We start from the raw sequence: 14,791 nt of genomic DNA, 5'->3' as shown, positions 1-14,791 counted from the left end.
TGACACTTTGTTCGGCCGGGGGGCGGTGCTTAACTGAAGTTCCTTGGCTGACCAAAGGAGCCCCGTCATGAACCTGCATCAGTTCGCCGAAACCCACGAAGTCACCAACCAGCCACCGTCGCTGGATGGCGCCAACCTGTATCGCATCGACCTGCCGTTGCAGGAGTGGTCGCGGCGTTTCGGGGCCGGCTGGGCCGAGTCGCGGATCGACGCTTATGGCGCCCTGGCCGGCGGGCCGCTGATGGAAGCGGGGTTCCTGGCCAATCAGAACAAGCCGGTTTTCAGCAGCCATGACCGTTACGGCCATCGCATCGACCTGGTGGAATTTCACCCGGCGTATCACGAGTTGATGCGCACGGCGATCGAGCACGGTTTGACGTCGTTGCCCTGGGCACATCCGCAGTCCGGCGCCCACGTCGCCCGCGCCTCTATGACCTACCTGCACAGCCAGGCCGAAGCCGGTAGTGGTTGCCCGCTGACCATGACCTTCGCCAGCGTCCCGGCGATGCGCCTGCAAGCGGATCTGGCGGAGCAATGGCTGCCGAAAATCCTCTCCACCGAATACGACCCGCGCAACGTCGGCATGGCCCACAAGGCCGGGGTTACCATCGGCATGGCGATGACCGAGAAACAGGGCGGCACCGACGTGCGGGCCAACACCACCAAGGCTTTTCCGGTCGGTGCCAGTGGTCCGGGCCAGGCGTATGAACTGGTGGGCCACAAGTGGTTCTGTTCGGCGCCGATGTGCGATGCCTTCCTCACCCTGGCTCAGACTGACAAGGGCTTGACCTGTTTCCTGCTGCCGCGCCATCGCCCGGACGACACGCGCAATCAGTTCTACATACAGCGCCTGAAGAACAAACTCGGCAATTGCTCCAACGCGTCCAGCGAAGTGGAGTTCCGTGGTGCGCTGGCGTGGATGGTCGGCGAGGAGGGACGGGGCGTTCCGACCATCATCGAAATGGTCGCCATGACCCGCTTCGATTGCATGGTCGGCTCCAGTTCGCTGATGCGCCAGGCCCTGACCCAGGCCAGCCATCACTGCGCTCACCGCAAGGTCGGCGGCAAATTGCTCAGCGAGCAACCCTTGATGCAGAACGTACTGGCCGACCTGGCCCTGGAAAGCGAAGCCGCCCTGGCCTTGAGCCTGCGCATGGGCCGGGCGCTGGATCATCTGGATGACGAGCACGAAGCCAAGTTCGCCCGGCTGGTCACGGCGGTGGGCAAATACTGGATCTGCAAACGCGCACCCGGGATGATCAACGAAGCCGCCGAATGCATGGGCGGCGCCGGTTATGTCGAAGACAGCATCCTGCCGCGGTTGTACCGCGAGGCACCGGTCAATTCGACGTGGGAAGGTTCCGGCAACGTGCAATGCCTCGACGTATTGCGAGCGTTGTCCAAGGAACCGGGTGTGCTCGACGTACTGTTCAGCGAGTTGGGCGATGGTCATGGCGACAAGCGCCTGGCAGCACACATCACTCAATTGCAGGCAGCGTTCAAGGACACCGGCGACATTCAATATCGTGCGCGGCAGCTCACCGAAGACATCGCCTTGGGCCTTCAGGCCAAGCTGTTGCTGGAGGCGGGTAACGCGGCCGTGAGTGACGCTTTCATTGCCAGCCGGCTCGGTTCCGCCGGTCGGGTGTATGGCGCGTTGCCACGAGGGGTGGAGGTGGAAGCGATTGTCGCCCGGTCGACCCCTCAGGGATTTTGACCTCGCTCGCGTGAACGGTACTGAACCAATGTGGGAGCGGGCTTGCTCGCGAAAGCGGTTCAACATTCAACAGCTATGTTGGCTGACAGTCCGCCTTCGCGAGCAAGCCCGCTCCCACATTGGATCTAGGGTGGACTTGGCATTTGTGTAACAACCGCTGTTCCCGTGAAGCGACGATGCAGGCAAGATGAAGGCCTGCAAGTCAGAACACAGGATGCTGATCGTGACCGAAGCTTTTATTGTCGTTCAAACCGCCGAGCAAGCCGTGGACCGGCTTGCGCTCTTGCACAATCGTGCAACCACCGCGCTGAATCAGGCGCTCAAGCGTTACCTCAAGGATCGAGTCGAACCGGACGCCGAACAGCGTGCGATGTTTCGTTATCCCGAACTGCGTCTGACCTACCTTTGCCAGGGCGAAGTCCCACAGACCACTCGCGCCTACGCCAAGGTTCAACTGCCGGGGACTTACAGCGTCACCGTCACTCATCCCGCCGCCTTCCGTAAATACCTGCTGGAACAGCTGGTACCGCTGATGCACGACTTCACCGTGACGGTAGAAGTCGGCATCAGTCAGCAAAACATTCCTTATCCGTACGTGGTCGAGCAGGGCGATGAACTGGCCGGCTCCGGCGTTACCGCTGCCGTGCTGGCGCGGGTGTTCCCGAGTACGGATTTGTCTGCCGCGACCGATGGCATCGCCGACGGTCTGTACGATTGGGAAAACACCGACCCGCTGCCGCTGGCCTTGTTCGACGCTGCGCGGGTGGATTTCTCCCTGCGCCGGCTGGTGCATTACACCGGCAGCGACTGGCGTCATGTGCAGCCATGGATTCTGCTGACCAACTACCACCGCTACGTTGACCAGTTCATCGTCCATGGCCTGGAACAGTTGCGCAGCGATCCGCGTTTCGTGCGCATGGTCTTGCCGGGCAACGTGATCATCGAAAAGAGCATGGACCACGGCGAAGCCTCGGCGATTGCCGCCGGTGTGGTCTGGCACCGCTATCAGATGCCGGCCTATCACCTGATCGCCAGCGACGGCCACGGCGTGACCCTGGTGAACATCGGCGTCGGCCCGTCCAACGCCAAGAACATCACCGACCACCTGGCGGTGCTGCGTCCGCATTGCTGGCTGATGATCGGCCACTGCGGCGGCTTGCGTCAGTCGCAGACGATTGGCGATTACGTGCTGGCGCACGCTTACATGCGTCGCGACGGGATTCTCGACCGGGTCGTGCCGCCGAATATTCCGATTCCGGCCCTGGCCGAAGTGCAAATGGCGTTGCAGCAAGCGGCGGCCAATATCACCGGAGAGAAGGGCGACGAACTGAAAAAACGCCTGCGCACCGGCACCGTGCTGACCTACGACGACCGTAACTGGGAATTGCGCTGGGCTCAGGAACGTCCGCTGATCAACCTGTCTCGCGCCGTGGCGGTGGACATGGAGAGCGGCACCATCGCGGCCCAAGGTTATCGCTTGCGGGTTCCGTATGGCACGTTGCTCTGTGTGTCGGACAAACCGTTGCACAGCGAAATCAAACTGCCGGGTTCGGCCAACGCCTTCTATGAGCGCGCGGTCAGCCAGCATTTGAAGATCGGCATCGAGGCGGTGGATTTGTTGCGCACCGAACTCAACTCGCTGCACTCGCGCAAACTGCGCAGCTTCGACGAGCCGCCGTTCCGCTGATTGTTCTCATGGTTATTTAGCGGTCAGGGCACTAGCATTAGCAGCCCTGACCGTTAGATGTTCCTTTTCCCATGTCTCGTCCTCAACGTCCCGTTTCCCGCCGCCCTGGCGTGAAGCCTGCGCCATCGTCCTCAGCCCCGCGCCGTGTCGCCAAAGCGCCGCCGGCCGAGCCGAAGCTGATTCTGTTCAACAAACCGTTTGATGTGCTGACGCAATTCAGCGACGGCGAAGGGCGGGCGACGCTCAAGGACTACATCGAGATCCCCGGGATTTACCCGGCAGGACGGCTGGACCGCGACAGTGAAGGTTTGCTGCTGCTGACCAACGATGGTCAGCTTCAGGCGCGGATTGCCGACCCGAAACACAAATTGGCCAAGACCTATTGGGTGCAAGTGGAAGGTGAGCCGAGTGCCGAGCAATTGCAGCGCTTGCGTGAGGGTGTGGAGCTGAACGATGGCATGACGCTACCGGCTGAAGCGCGGCAGCTGGAAGAACCTGAACTGTGGCCACGCAACCCGCCCGTACGCTTTCGCAAAAGCGTGCCAACGAGCTGGCTGGAATTGGTGATTCGTGAAGGGCGCAACCGTCAGGTACGGCGCATGACCGCGGCGGTCGGCTTGCCGACGTTGCGTCTGGTGCGGGTCAGAATCGGCGACTGGTCGATCGAAGGGCTCGATCAGGGCCAGTGGAAGGAAGTGCCGGCGCGTTTATAACGTGCCGGATTCGATCAGGCCGATGACCACGCTTTTGATCACGAACGCGGCCACGCCCAGGCCGAGTACGAAGAACAGGATGAACGAGCCAAAGCGTCCGGCCTTGGACTTCTTTGCCAGATCCCAGACGATGAAACCCATGAAAATGATCAGGATGCTGACCAGTCCGGTCATCATCCACTCTTCGAGTACTGCAGGATCCATCGAACATCTCCAGCGCGGGCGGGGCTAAAAGGCGCTGAAGTATACGCCACGGCGAATTGGCGGAGTATTGACCTGCGTCGGTGTGTCGCAGTCATTCGTCGCTTGTGCCGGCGTCTTCGCGAGCAAGCCCGCTCCCACGGGGGGAATGCATTCCAAATGTGGGAGCGGGCTTGCTCGCGAAGGCGCCCTCAGCTGCGCAGATGAGTCAGCGGCAACTCGGTACTGTTGAGCACCTGATTAAGCACAAAACTCGACCGCACACTCGTCACCCCTTCAATCCGGGTGAGGTGTCCCAGCAGCAATTTTTGATAATGGTCCATGTCCGGCACGACGACCTTGAGCTGGTAGTCGGCATCCATCCCGGTCACCAAGCTGCATTCCAGCACCTGCGGCAACGTACGAATCGCCGCTTCGAAGTTTTCGAACCGTTCTGGCGTATGGCGGTCCATGCCGATCAACACGTAAGCCGTCAGGCTCAGACCGAGCATCTTGCGGTCCAGCAGGGCCACCTGGCGGGCGATGTAGCCGTCATCTTCCAGCTGCTTGACCCGCCGCGAGCATGGCGAGGGGGACAGGCCGATGCGTTCGGCCAGCTCCTGGTTGGAGATGCGCGCGTCACGCTGCAATTCCGCCAAAATGCTCAGGTCGTATCGGTCGAGTTTGCTCATCAATCAGGCCTTTGTCATAACTATTGCGGTGGATTATCTATCCAGGGTTAAAAATTGCGCAAGTGATGTTTATTTGAGCAATCTTCGCAATCCTCTGCCGGCGCCGCGAGCCTATTCTTATCACCAGAATCACTGCTCGGACAAACAGTCAGTGCGGCTCGCCCAATCAGGCCAGCTGCGGTCGCCACCCCCCACCGGGGATGAGCCGACCCCCGAGCTACACACTGTCCAGAAGACGGCGTGAGGTGAGCCGACGTCAAAAGCGTCGAGCACGGACGAAGTTCTCAAAGGGAGGCCGACGGGTCTCCCTTTTCTTTTGCCCGGAATTTGCCGACTGCCCTCAATAAATAAGTTGCGCGACTGATAACCTGTTGCAGAACCGGCCTGTGCTTTCCCAGTCTTACGTACAGGCCCTAACCCGCAGTGAGGAAAAGCATGAAGTCGCGCATCTGGCGTTTGGCCGGTGTTGGTTTGCTGTGTGTGAGTGTCACTGCGCAGTCGCTGGCCGATGAGCCGCAAGACCGTGGCCCCGATGGCGGGCAACGCGGCTCGGATGGCCATCAGGGAAACAATCAGGGCCACGGCGGCAATTACCAGCCGCGCCCGCAGAACAATCCGCAGCAAAACCAGCCACGTGTGCAGAATAACGAGATCATTCGTGGCGACAACAGTCGCCAGTTCGAGCACAACGGCCAGAATCAGAACGACGGTCAATGGCAAAACCGTGCGCCGCACGACTACAACAATCCGGTTCGACCACCGCCGCCACCGGCCAATGACCTGCCGATCCAGGGCCGGCCCGACACCGTGCGCCAGACCCAGCAGCCACAGCGTGGTTACTACCAGGACGTGCCGCGGCGCAACGATAACAATCAGCATTGGCAGAACAACGGTCCGCGTCCCGATGACCATCGCTGGGCCGGTCGCCCGGACGGGCATGGCAATGGCTGGGGACCTGGCCCGCAGTACCGTCCCGGTCATGTGATCGATCGCTTCCCCGACCGTGAATACCGTGTGCCGTACCGTGGTCAGGATTATTTCTACTCCGGCGGCTACTGGTATCGCCCACAAGGCCCGCGCTACGTGGTGGTGCAGCCGCCACGCGGGATTCGCGTCAGCTACTTGCCCGATTACGCGCGCGAAGTGTGGATCGGCGGGGCGCTGTTGTTCCTGGCGGCCGGTGCTTATTACGCCTATCAGGAAAGCACTCAGGATTACGTCGTGGTCGAGCCCCCCGTACAACCGCAGCCGCAACCGGTCAACAATGGTTATGACGTGGTGGCGTATCCGGCCAACGGTCAGTCGCCAGAGCAGGTCAACCAGGACGGTTACGAGTGCTATCAATACGCAGTGCAGCAGAGTGGCTTCGATCCGCGAACGGCCACCTACCAGCCGGCCCCGTCGGTGGTACAAGCCTACCGTCAGGCCCAGGGCAACTGCCTGAGCAGTCGCGGCTATCAGGTTTCTTTCTGAGTCCTGCCTGCCAGTGCCACTTCCTGCGGGTCGGCGTGCACCAGCACTTCGGCTCGCGGATAAGCTGCGTGAATCGCATCGGCGGCTTGATCGCTGATGCCGTGAGCGACTGACAGGGTCAAATCCCCCGGCAACTCCAGGTGCAACTGCACGAACCACTGGTTGCCGGAAACCCGCGTACGCAGGTCGTGCGCCCCCAATACTCCCGGTACGCTGCAGGCCAGTTCGAGCATGTGCCGGCTGACGTCCGTTGGCAGCGCTTCATCCATCAGCACCGTAAAACTTTCCCGGGCGATCTGAATCGCGCTCCAGAGAATGTACGCGGCAATCCCTAGCCCGAACCACGGGTCGACCTGATGCCAGCCATACTCGGCGAGCACCAGCGCCACCAGAATGCTGCCGTTGAGCAGCAAGTCCGAGCGGTAATGCAGGGAGTCGGCGCGCACCGCGTTGGAGCCGGTCGCCTTGACGACCCGATGTTGCAACATCAGCAGGGCGACGGTCAGCACCAGGGAAAACACAATCACCCCGATACTGATCCAGGGCGCCCCCACCGGTTCCGGGTGTTTCAGTCGATCGATCGCCTGCAAGGCAATCAGCACCGCACTGCCGCCAATGAACAACGCCTGGGCCATGCCCGCCAGCGACTCGGCCTTGCCATGGCCGTAACGGTGATCATCGTCGGCCGGGCGCAAGGCGTAATGCACCGCGAGCAGGTTGAGCAGCGAGGTGACGCCGTCGAGGGTCGAATCAGTCAACCCGGCGAGCATGCTCACTGAGCCACTCAACCACCAGGCGATGGCTTTGGCGACGATCAGCGTGCACGCCACCGCCACCGAGGCACGGGTCGCCAGCCGCAGCAGGCGGGCGTGTTCGGAGCTGGAAATCATAAGTGCGGCTATTCCTTTATGTGCACGGGTTACGCCGCAGGTTGCAGGCCGAACATGGCCAGTTGCTGGGCGCTGCCCTTGTGCTGGATCAAGCGTGGGTCATCCAGCGGGAAGCTGCGGCCCAGTTCAGTTTCAAGAATAGTCTGCAACTTGTGATTATCGACCTTGCCGTCGGCGCCGATGGCTTCCTTGAGTTTTTCCGGGGCCACCTGTGCGGTCTCGCCGGGCGCGTAGTAAATCGCGCCAGTGGCGAAGTCGACCGCAAACGCGATCAGCCCGGGGATGATGTAGAACAGCAGACCCACGGCATCCAGCGCGGCGATGGCCGGGTCGATCTTGCCGTCAATCTGACCGCGACGGTCAGGGTAGAAAATCGACCCGCAAGCGGTGACCTGGGTCAGCAACGTCGCGACCAATACACCGCCAATCAAACGAAAGGGAACACGCATATGAAATCTCCTGAGTCATCTGGAAAACGAAGCGTAGCCGTTATGAATTAGGACCACGACGAACGCCAGGCAGTTCGCCGTTATACTCGGCCCTCTGTTTTGGAGCCAGCATGATTTCTTTGCCGATTGATGAAGTTTTACCCGCCCTGCGTGAAGCCTTGGCTACACGCCACGAAGCCGTGCTCGAAGCACCGCCCGGCGCCGGTAAAACCACCCGCGTGCCGCTGGCCTTGCTCAACGAACCCTGGTTGGCCGGGCAGACCATTCTGATGCTCGAACCGCGGCGCTTGGCCGCACGCGCGGCAGCGGAGCGGCTGGCCAGTGAGCTGGGCGAGAAGGTCGGCGAAACCGTCGGTTATCGCATTCGTCTCGACAGCAAAGTCGGCCCCAACACCCGCATTGAAGTGGTCACCGAAGGGATTCTGACCCGACGCTTGCAGGACGACCCGGCGCTCGAAGGCGTGGGCCTGCTGATCTTCGACGAATTCCACGAGCGCAGCCTCGACGCCGATCTGGCGCTGGCCTTGAGCCTGAATGGCCGCGAGCTGTTTCGTGACGATCAGCCGCTGAAAATCCTGTTGATGTCGGCAACCCTGGAAGGCGAACGCCTGGCCGGGTTGCTCGATGACGCGCCGATCCTGCGCAGCGAAGGCCGCATGTACCCGGTGGCGATGCGCTGGGGCCGGCCGTTCCAGCCCGGTGAATTCATCGAGCCGCGTCTGGTGCAAACCATTCTCGAAGCCTTGAATGATGAAACCGGCAGCGTGTTGGTGTTTCTGCCGGGGCAGGCGGAAATCCGTCGGGTGCATCAGCAACTCGCCGATGCACTGGGCGAGAGCACGCAAGTTTTGCTCTGCCCATTGCACGGTGAGCTGGATCTGGCCGCGCAACGCGCCGCGATCGATCCTGCCCCCACCGGCAAACGCAAAGTGGTGCTGGCGACCAACATCGCCGAGACCAGCCTGACCATCAACGGCGTGCGCGTGGTAATCGATGCCGGGTTGGCGCGGGTACCGCGTTTCGACCCGGGCAGCGGCATGGCCCGCCTCGATACTCAGCGTATTTCCAAAGCCAGCGCCACTCAGCGCGCGGGCCGGGCCGGGCGGTTGGAACCGGGCGTGTGTTATCGCTTGTGGTCGCAGGATCAGCACGAGCAACTGGCGGCCTACGCCAGTGCGGAAATCCTCTCGGCGGACCTTGCCGGATTAGCCTTGCAGCTCGGTCGTTGGGGCGTGACACCGGGGCAATTGGTGTGGCTCGACGTACCGCCCGCCGCCGCTTATGCACAGGCTCAGGACTTGCTTGAGCGCCTGGGCGCATTGGACGGCGAAGCGCTGACCCGCCACGGTCAGGCCATGGCCGAACTGCCGGCACATCCACGTATTGCGCATTTGCTGTTGCGCGGTCAGGCGCTCGGCTTGGCCAACATGGCCTGCGATCTCGCGGCCTTGCTCGGCGAGCGGGATATCTTGCGTGGCGCCGGGGCGGATCTGCACAGCCGATTGGTGCTGTTGTCCGGCGAAGAACGGGCCGCACGCGGCGCTCAGGGTGGCGTGCAACGTGCCCGGCAACTGGCGCGGCAGTATCGCGGTTACCTGCGGGGTAAAGCGTCGGAACCGGTCAGCGATCCGGATCATCCGCGCTGGCTGGGCGCGCTGTTGGCGTTGGCCTATCCCGACCGCGTTGCCCAGCAGCGTCGTGCCGGTGGTGCGGAGTATCGTCTGGCCAACGGCCGTGCGGCGTTGTTCGCCGAAGCCGACAGTTTGATGAAGCAGCCGTGGCTGGTGATCGCCGATCTCGGCAGTCGTCAGGGCCAGCGTGAAGAACGGATTTATCTGGCGGCGGATTTCGATCCGGCGCTGTTCGATTCGGTGCTGGCCGAGCAAGTGCGCGTGGTCGATCAACTGGATTGGGATGAGCGCGAAGGCGTGTTGCGCGCCGAGCGTCAGCGCAAGGTCGGTGAATTGATCCTCAGCCGTGAACCCCTGACCGGGCTCGATGAAACTGCTCGCAGTCAGGCATTGGTGAATCTGGTGCGGCGCAAAGGTCTGGAGCTGCTGCCGTGGACTCCGGAGCTGCGTCAATGGCAGGCGCGAGTGGCGTTGTTGCGGCAGCTGGACCTCAGCAGTAAAGAGCAGAGTGAATGGCCGGATGTCAGCGACGCCGCCCTGCTCAAAAGCCTCGAACATTGGCTGATGCCGTATCTGGGCAAAGTCTCGCGGCTCAGTCATTTCGCCAATCTGGACCTGTCGAGCATCGTCCATAACCTGTTGCCGTGGCCGCTGCCGCAACGGCTCGATGAGCTGGCGCCGCACCATCTGAGCGTGCCGTCGGGTTCGTCGATTCGTCTGGATTACAGCGAACAGCCGCCGATTCTGGCGGTGCGGTTGCAGGAGTTGTTCGGCCTGGCCGAGACCCCGCGGATTGCCGGTGGCCGGCAGGTGGTCAAACTGCATTTGCTGTCCCCGGCGCGACGGCCGGTGCAGGTGACCCAGGATTTGGCGAACTTCTGGCGCAGCACGTATGCCGAGGTGAAGAAGGATTTGAAAGGTCGCTACCCGAAGCACTATTGGCCGGATGACCCGCTGGTCGCCGAGGCGACCGCTCGAATCAAACCCCGTAAATAATCCCTATGACCGAACACAAAACCTGTGGCGAGGGAGCTTGCTCCCGCTGGGGCGCGAAGCAGCCCCATAATCGGCCACCTAGGTGTGTCAGATACACCGCATGCAATTGTTTTGCGACTGCTGCGCAGTCGAGCGGGAGCAAGCTCCCTCGCCACAGGGGTTCACCAGGCTCATGTTCTGGTCCCGGCCTTCGCGGTGAGTTGCTCCCGGCAATAATCGGCAAACAACTGCGCCGGTTTGGTCAACTGCCCGCGCTTCAACCATGCCGCCACCAGCCCTGAGCCGGTGACGTCTTCGACGATGTCCACGCACACCACTTTCTGGCCGTCATAGGTGCATTCCGAATGCGGCCGGGTGACCAGAATCGAGAAGCCGAAGCCTTGCCCGACCATGCCCCGGACCATCTCGATCGACGGTGAGCTGAAGGCAATGTTCGGCGTCAGCCCCAACTCTTCGAACAGGCTGACGAAGTAGGTCCGGCTCGGTTGCACGTCCAGCAAAATCATCGGCTCCAGGCACAAATCGCGTAGCGACACTTGCTTGAGCTGAGCAAAACGATGATCCGCCGGCAGCAACGCATAAGGCCGTTGCGCCGGCATCAGTGGTTCGGTCTGGATGGTGGCGTCGAGGTCGTGTTCATACAAGATCGCCAGGTCGAAGGTGCCCGAGGTCAGGCCTTGCACCAGCTCTTGCTGCTCGCCGTCGCGGATGCGGATTTTCACCCCCGGATACAGCGCCGAGAACCCGGCAATCAATTGCGGTAGATACAGCGGAGCGACCGTTTCGAAGCAACCGATATCGATTTGCCCGGCCACCACGTCGTTGTCGGCGAGGGCGTTCTGTTCGAACTCCTTGGCCATGCGCAGCAGTTCCTGGGCCTTGCGGTAGAAGCGTGCGCCGCTGGGGGTCAAGGACACGCCCTGGGCGTGATGACGGATCAGCAGTTGCACGCCGAAGCTGTCCTCCAGGCCTTTGATCGCCGTGGAAATCGCCGGTTGGGCGATGTACAGCTTGCGCGACGCCTCGGCGACGCTGCCGCATTCGACGGTGGTGATGAAGTACTTCAATTGACGCAGGTTGTAGGCAGCCACGGCAAACCTCGGGGTGGATGATGTCGACATCCAGGCAATTTTCGCGCCGACTGCATCCGTTCTGACGACGGTGTTGTTGTGCCTGAACAATAACCACATACCGCGCCACCGTGGAGATCGGCTGCCCAGTTTTTTCATGGTCTGCGAAGACATTTTTACTATTTTTCCTCGACACAGGCCTGGGCCACCATCCAATTCACAAGAAAAGCCCATGGAGCATCTGAACGTGTTCGAGCTTACAGACTGGCAAAAAAAAGCTGCTGCGCTGCGGTTTCCCGATCAAGCCGTGATCGACGGCAAACCCCGTGCGGCGCAGTCGGGGCAGACCTTCGCTGCGGTCAACCCCGCCACCGGCCAGTGCCTGGCCAACGTGGTTGCGTGCGGCGAAGAAGATGTAGACGCCGCGGTGCGCAATGCGCGGCAGGTGTTCGAGGCCGGCACCTGGTCGGCGCGTTCGCCGAGTGAGCGCAAGCAGGTGCTGTTGCGCCTGGCCGATCTGATCATGACCCACCGCGAAGAACTGGCGCTGCTCGATTCGCTGAACATGGGCAAACCGGTGATGGACGCCTACAACATCGACGTGCCAGGCGCCGCCGGGGTGTTTCGCTGGTACGCCGAAAGCCTCGATAAACTCTACGACCAGATCGCCCCGAGCGCGCAGAACGTGCTGGCGACCATCACCCGCGAAGCACTGGGCGTGGTCGCTGCCGTGGTGCCCTGGAATTTCCCGCTGGACATGGCTGCATGGAAACTCGCCCCCGCGTTGGCGGCGGGTAATTCGGTGATCCTCAAACCCGCCGAGCAATCACCGTTTTCTGCCCTGCGTCTGTCCGAGCTGGCGCTGGAAGCCGGCCTGCCAGCCGGCGTGCTGAACGTGCTGCCGGGGCTCGGTGAACAGACCGGAAAAGCCCTCGGTCTGCACCCGGATGTCGATTGTCTGGTGTTCACCGGCTCCACCGAAGTCGGCAAATATTTCATGCAGTACTCGGCGCAATCGAACCTGAAGCAGGTGTGGCTGGAGTGTGGCGGCAAGAGCGCCAATCTGGTGTTTGCTGATTGTCAGGACCTCGACCTCGCTGCAGAGAAAGCGGCGTTCGGGATCTTCTTCAATCAGGGTGAAGTGTGCTCGGCCAACTCGCGGTTGCTGGTGGAGCGTTCGATCCATGATGAGTTCGTCGAGCGCCTCAAAGTGCAGGCCGAACGTTGGCAGCCGGGTGATCCATTGGACCCGTCGAGTAGCGCCGGGGCGATTGTCGACAGCCGCCAGACGTCACGCATCATGAAGTTCATCCAGCAGGCCGAACGCCAAGGAGCGACGAAACTTTGTGGCGGTCGACAGTCGATTTTCAACGGCTCCGACAACTTCATTCAGCCGACGATTTTTACCGGTGTGAGCCCGGACATGCCGCTGTTTCGCGATGAGGTATTCGGGCCGGTACTGGCGGTCACGGCGTTCGATGATGAGGCTCACGCCTTGCAACTGGCCAACGACAGCGTCTACGGTTTGGCCGCGTCGCTGTGGACCGACGACCTCAATCGCGCCCACCGCGTGGCGCGGCAATTGCGAGCCGGCACGGTGTCGGTCAACAGCGTCGATGCGCTGGACGTGACCGTGCCTTTCGGGGGCGGCAAACAATCCGGTTTCGGCCGCGACCTGTCGCTGCATTCATTCGATAAATACACCCAGTTGAAGACCACCTGGTTTCAGCTGCGCTCATAACAGCCGCTAATAAAAAAACGGAGAACTGGCGATGACCACACCACGTGAAACCCGCGACTACCAGGCCGCCGACGCTGCGCACCACATCCACGCATTCGTCGATCAAAAAGCGCTCAACGATGAAGGCCCCCGGGTGATGGTCCGTGGCGAGCGTCTGCACCTGTGGGACAACGATGGTCGGCGTTACCTCGACGGCATGTCCGGGCTGTGGTGCACCAACCTCGGTTACGGCCGCAAGGATCTGGCCGCCGCCGCGACCCGGCAACTGGAGCAGTTGCCGTACTACAACATGTTTTTCCACACCACCCACCCGCAGGTGATCGAGCTTTCGGAGCTGCTGTTCAGCCTGTTGCCGGGGCACTACAGCCACGCGATCTACACCAACTCCGGCTCCGAGGCCAACGAGGTGCTGATCCGCACCGTGCGTCGTTACTGGACGATTCTCGGCAAGCCCGAGAAGAAAATCATGATCGGTCGCTGGAACGGTTACCACGGCTCGACCCTGGCGGCGACGGCGCTCGGTGGCATGAAATTCATGCACGAAATGGGCGGCATGATTCCCGACATCGAACACATCGATGAGCCGTACTTTTTCGCCCACGAGGGCAACTTGACCCCGGCCGAATTTGGCCTGCGGGCGGCGCAGCAATTGGAAGCGAAGATTCTCGAGCTAGGCGCGGACAAGGTCGCCGGGTTTATCGCCGAACCGTTCCAGGGCGCTGGCGGGATGATCTTTCCACCCGAGAGTTACTGGCCGGAAATTCAGCGGATCTGCCGCAAGTACGACGTGCTGTTGTGCGCTGACGAAGTGATCGGCGGCTTCGGTCGCACCGGCGAATGGTTCGCCCACGAGCACTTCGGGTTCGAACCGGACACGCTGTCGATCGCCAAGGGTTTGACCTCGGGTTACATCCCCATGGGCGGTCTGATTCTGTCGAAGAAAATGGCTCAGGTGCTGGTGGAGCAGGGCGGGGTGTTTGCCCACGGCTTGACCTACTCCGGGCACCCGGTGGCGGCCGCAGTGGCCATCGCCAACCTCACGGCATTGCGTGATGAAGGGGTGGTGGCGCGGGTCAAGGATGACATCGGGCCGTACCTACAACAGTGCTTGCGCGAGGTATTCGGCAATCACCCGTTGGTGGGCGATATTCAGGGTGTCGGCATGGTGGCGGCGCTGCAATTGGCTGAGGATAAAACCAGTCGCAAGCGCTTTGCCAATGAGAACGACATTGCCTGGCGTTGCCGCACGATTGGCTTTGAAGAGGGGGTGATTATTCGCTCGACATTGGGGCGGATGATCATGGCGCCGGCGTTGATTGCCAGTCGGGAAGAGGTTGATGAACTGGTTGGCAAAACCCTGAGAGCGGTTGATCGTACGGCGCAGGAATACGGTCGGCTTTAATCTTGTAGCGTTCTTGCGGGCCTCTTCGCGAGCAAGCCCGCTCCCACAGGGGATCTGTGTTGATCACAAATCCCCTGTGGGAGCGGGCTTGCTCGCGAAAGCTATGGTCGATTCACCACACTTCTGATGTTTTGCACCCACCCCGTGCAC

At 61.5% G+C, this 14,791-nt stretch carries 12 protein-coding genes; 7 read left to right on the top strand and 5 right to left on the bottom strand.

The genetic code is table 11. The features are described 5' to 3' along the window. Nucleotides 1-67 precede the first annotated feature (67 nt). The 3 genes from KGB03_RS15105 (at nucleotide 68) to KGB03_RS15095 (ending at nucleotide 4,117) form a co-directional block, all read left to right on the top strand. Nucleotides 68-1,717, top strand: coding sequence for an acyl-CoA dehydrogenase family protein (locus KGB03_RS15105; protein WP_223527431.1), 1,650 nt, complete (start codon nucleotides 68-70; stop codon nucleotides 1,715-1,717). 187 nt (nucleotides 1,718-1,904) lie between these two features. After that, nucleotides 1,905-3,404: an AMP nucleosidase gene (gene amn / locus KGB03_RS15100; protein WP_178082220.1), complete on the top strand. Its 1,500-nt coding sequence runs from the start codon at nucleotides 1,905-1,907 to the stop codon at nucleotides 3,402-3,404. A 71-nt stretch (nucleotides 3,405-3,475) separates the two neighbouring features. Then, nucleotides 3,476-4,117 (top strand): pseudouridine synthase, encoded by a 642-nt coding sequence (locus tag KGB03_RS15095; protein ID WP_223527429.1) that lies wholly within the window; start codon nucleotides 3,476-3,478, stop codon nucleotides 4,115-4,117. Here KGB03_RS15095 and KGB03_RS15090 read toward each other — a convergent pair. Together KGB03_RS15090 and KGB03_RS15085 are read right to left on the bottom strand one after the other, a co-directional pair. Beyond that, nucleotides 4,112-4,321: a DUF2788 domain-containing protein gene (locus KGB03_RS15090; protein ID WP_007894445.1), complete on the bottom strand. Its 210-nt coding sequence runs from the start codon at nucleotides 4,319-4,321 to the stop codon at nucleotides 4,112-4,114. The two genes, KGB03_RS15095 and KGB03_RS15090, sit on opposite strands and share 6 nt — an antisense overlap. A 188-nt stretch (nucleotides 4,322-4,509) precedes the next feature. Further along, nucleotides 4,510-4,989: an Lrp/AsnC family transcriptional regulator gene (locus KGB03_RS15085; RefSeq protein ID WP_094470495.1), complete on the bottom strand. Its 480-nt coding sequence runs from the start codon at nucleotides 4,987-4,989 to the stop codon at nucleotides 4,510-4,512. A 435-nt stretch (nucleotides 4,990-5,424) separates the two neighbouring features. Here KGB03_RS15085 and KGB03_RS15080 point away from each other — a divergent pair, with 435 nt between their 5' ends. After that, entirely contained in the window at nucleotides 5,425-6,462 is a 1,038-nt protein-coding gene (locus KGB03_RS15080) for a DUF6515 family protein (RefSeq protein ID WP_218537549.1), read from the top strand. Here KGB03_RS15080 and KGB03_RS15075 read toward each other — a convergent pair. Together KGB03_RS15075 and KGB03_RS15070 are read right to left on the bottom strand one after the other, a co-directional pair. Beyond that, nucleotides 6,447-7,352, bottom strand: a complete 906-nt coding sequence (locus KGB03_RS15075; protein WP_218537548.1) for a cation diffusion facilitator family transporter — start codon at nucleotides 7,350-7,352, stop codon at nucleotides 6,447-6,449. The genes KGB03_RS15080 and KGB03_RS15075 overlap by 16 nt on opposite strands. A gap of 29 nt (nucleotides 7,353-7,381) precedes the next feature. Continuing rightward, on the bottom strand, nucleotides 7,382-7,801 hold the full coding sequence (locus KGB03_RS15070) for a hypothetical protein (RefSeq protein WP_008152885.1): 420 nt from the start codon (nucleotides 7,799-7,801) through the stop codon (nucleotides 7,382-7,384). A gap of 110 nt (nucleotides 7,802-7,911) precedes the next feature. On the opposite strand from KGB03_RS15070, the gene hrpB reads away from it, so the two are divergent. Next, nucleotides 7,912-10,428 carry an ATP-dependent helicase HrpB gene (hrpB, locus tag KGB03_RS15065; protein WP_218537547.1) on the top strand — a complete coding sequence of 839 codons (2,517 nt, stop codon included), beginning with the start codon at nucleotides 7,912-7,914 and terminating at the stop codon, nucleotides 10,426-10,428. Between the two features lie 170 nt (nucleotides 10,429-10,598). On the opposite strand, the gene KGB03_RS15060 is transcribed toward hrpB, so the two are convergent. After that, nucleotides 10,599-11,519, bottom strand: a complete 921-nt coding sequence (locus KGB03_RS15060) for a LysR substrate-binding domain-containing protein (protein ID WP_123367840.1) — start codon at nucleotides 11,517-11,519, stop codon at nucleotides 10,599-10,601. Nucleotides 11,520-11,745: 226 nt separating this feature from the next. Here KGB03_RS15060 and KGB03_RS15055 point away from each other — a divergent pair, with 226 nt between their 5' ends. Next, a complete protein-coding gene (locus KGB03_RS15055; protein ID WP_223527462.1) occupies nucleotides 11,746-13,239 on the top strand; it encodes an aldehyde dehydrogenase in 1,494 nt (497 codons plus the stop codon). 31 nt (nucleotides 13,240-13,270) lie between these two features. Beyond that, nucleotides 13,271-14,641 carry an aspartate aminotransferase family protein gene (locus KGB03_RS15050; RefSeq protein ID WP_223527427.1) on the top strand — a complete coding sequence of 457 codons (1,371 nt, stop codon included), beginning with the start codon at nucleotides 13,271-13,273 and terminating at the stop codon, nucleotides 14,639-14,641. The last annotated feature ends 150 nt before the right edge of the window (nucleotides 14,642-14,791 follow it).

Origin of the sequence: Pseudomonas sp. BF-B-26 (assembly GCF_019956495.1) — a bacterium.
GTDB lineage: Bacteria > Pseudomonadota > Gammaproteobacteria > Pseudomonadales > Pseudomonadaceae > Aquipseudomonas.
Note: the sequence above shows the minus strand (reverse complement) of the source record. Positions and strands in the feature narration are given on the sequence as shown.

Coding starts and splice junctions, on each gene's coding strand:
- KGB03_RS15095 (WP_223527429.1), top strand. CDS start 3,476: ATGTCTCGTCCTCAACGTCCCGTTTCCCGCCGCCCTGGCGTGAAGCCT.
- KGB03_RS15085 (WP_094470495.1), bottom strand. CDS start 4,989: ATGAGCAAACTCGACCGATACGACCTGAGCATTTTGGCGGAATTGCAG.
- KGB03_RS15070 (WP_008152885.1), bottom strand. CDS start 7,801: ATGCGTGTTCCCTTTCGTTTGATTGGCGGTGTATTGGTCGCGACGTTG.
- KGB03_RS15080 (WP_218537549.1), top strand. CDS start 5,425: ATGAAGTCGCGCATCTGGCGTTTGGCCGGTGTTGGTTTGCTGTGTGTG.
- KGB03_RS15105 (WP_223527431.1), top strand. CDS start 68: ATGAACCTGCATCAGTTCGCCGAAACCCACGAAGTCACCAACCAGCCA.
- KGB03_RS15050 (WP_223527427.1), top strand. CDS start 13,271: ATGACCACACCACGTGAAACCCGCGACTACCAGGCCGCCGACGCTGCG.
- hrpB (WP_218537547.1), top strand. CDS start 7,912: ATGATTTCTTTGCCGATTGATGAAGTTTTACCCGCCCTGCGTGAAGCC.
- KGB03_RS15090 (WP_007894445.1), bottom strand. CDS start 4,321: ATGGATCCTGCAGTACTCGAAGAGTGGATGATGACCGGACTGGTCAGC.
- amn (WP_178082220.1), top strand. CDS start 1,905: ATGAAGGCCTGCAAGTCAGAACACAGGATGCTGATCGTGACCGAAGCT.
- KGB03_RS15075 (WP_218537548.1), bottom strand. CDS start 7,352: ATGATTTCCAGCTCCGAACACGCCCGCCTGCTGCGGCTGGCGACCCGT.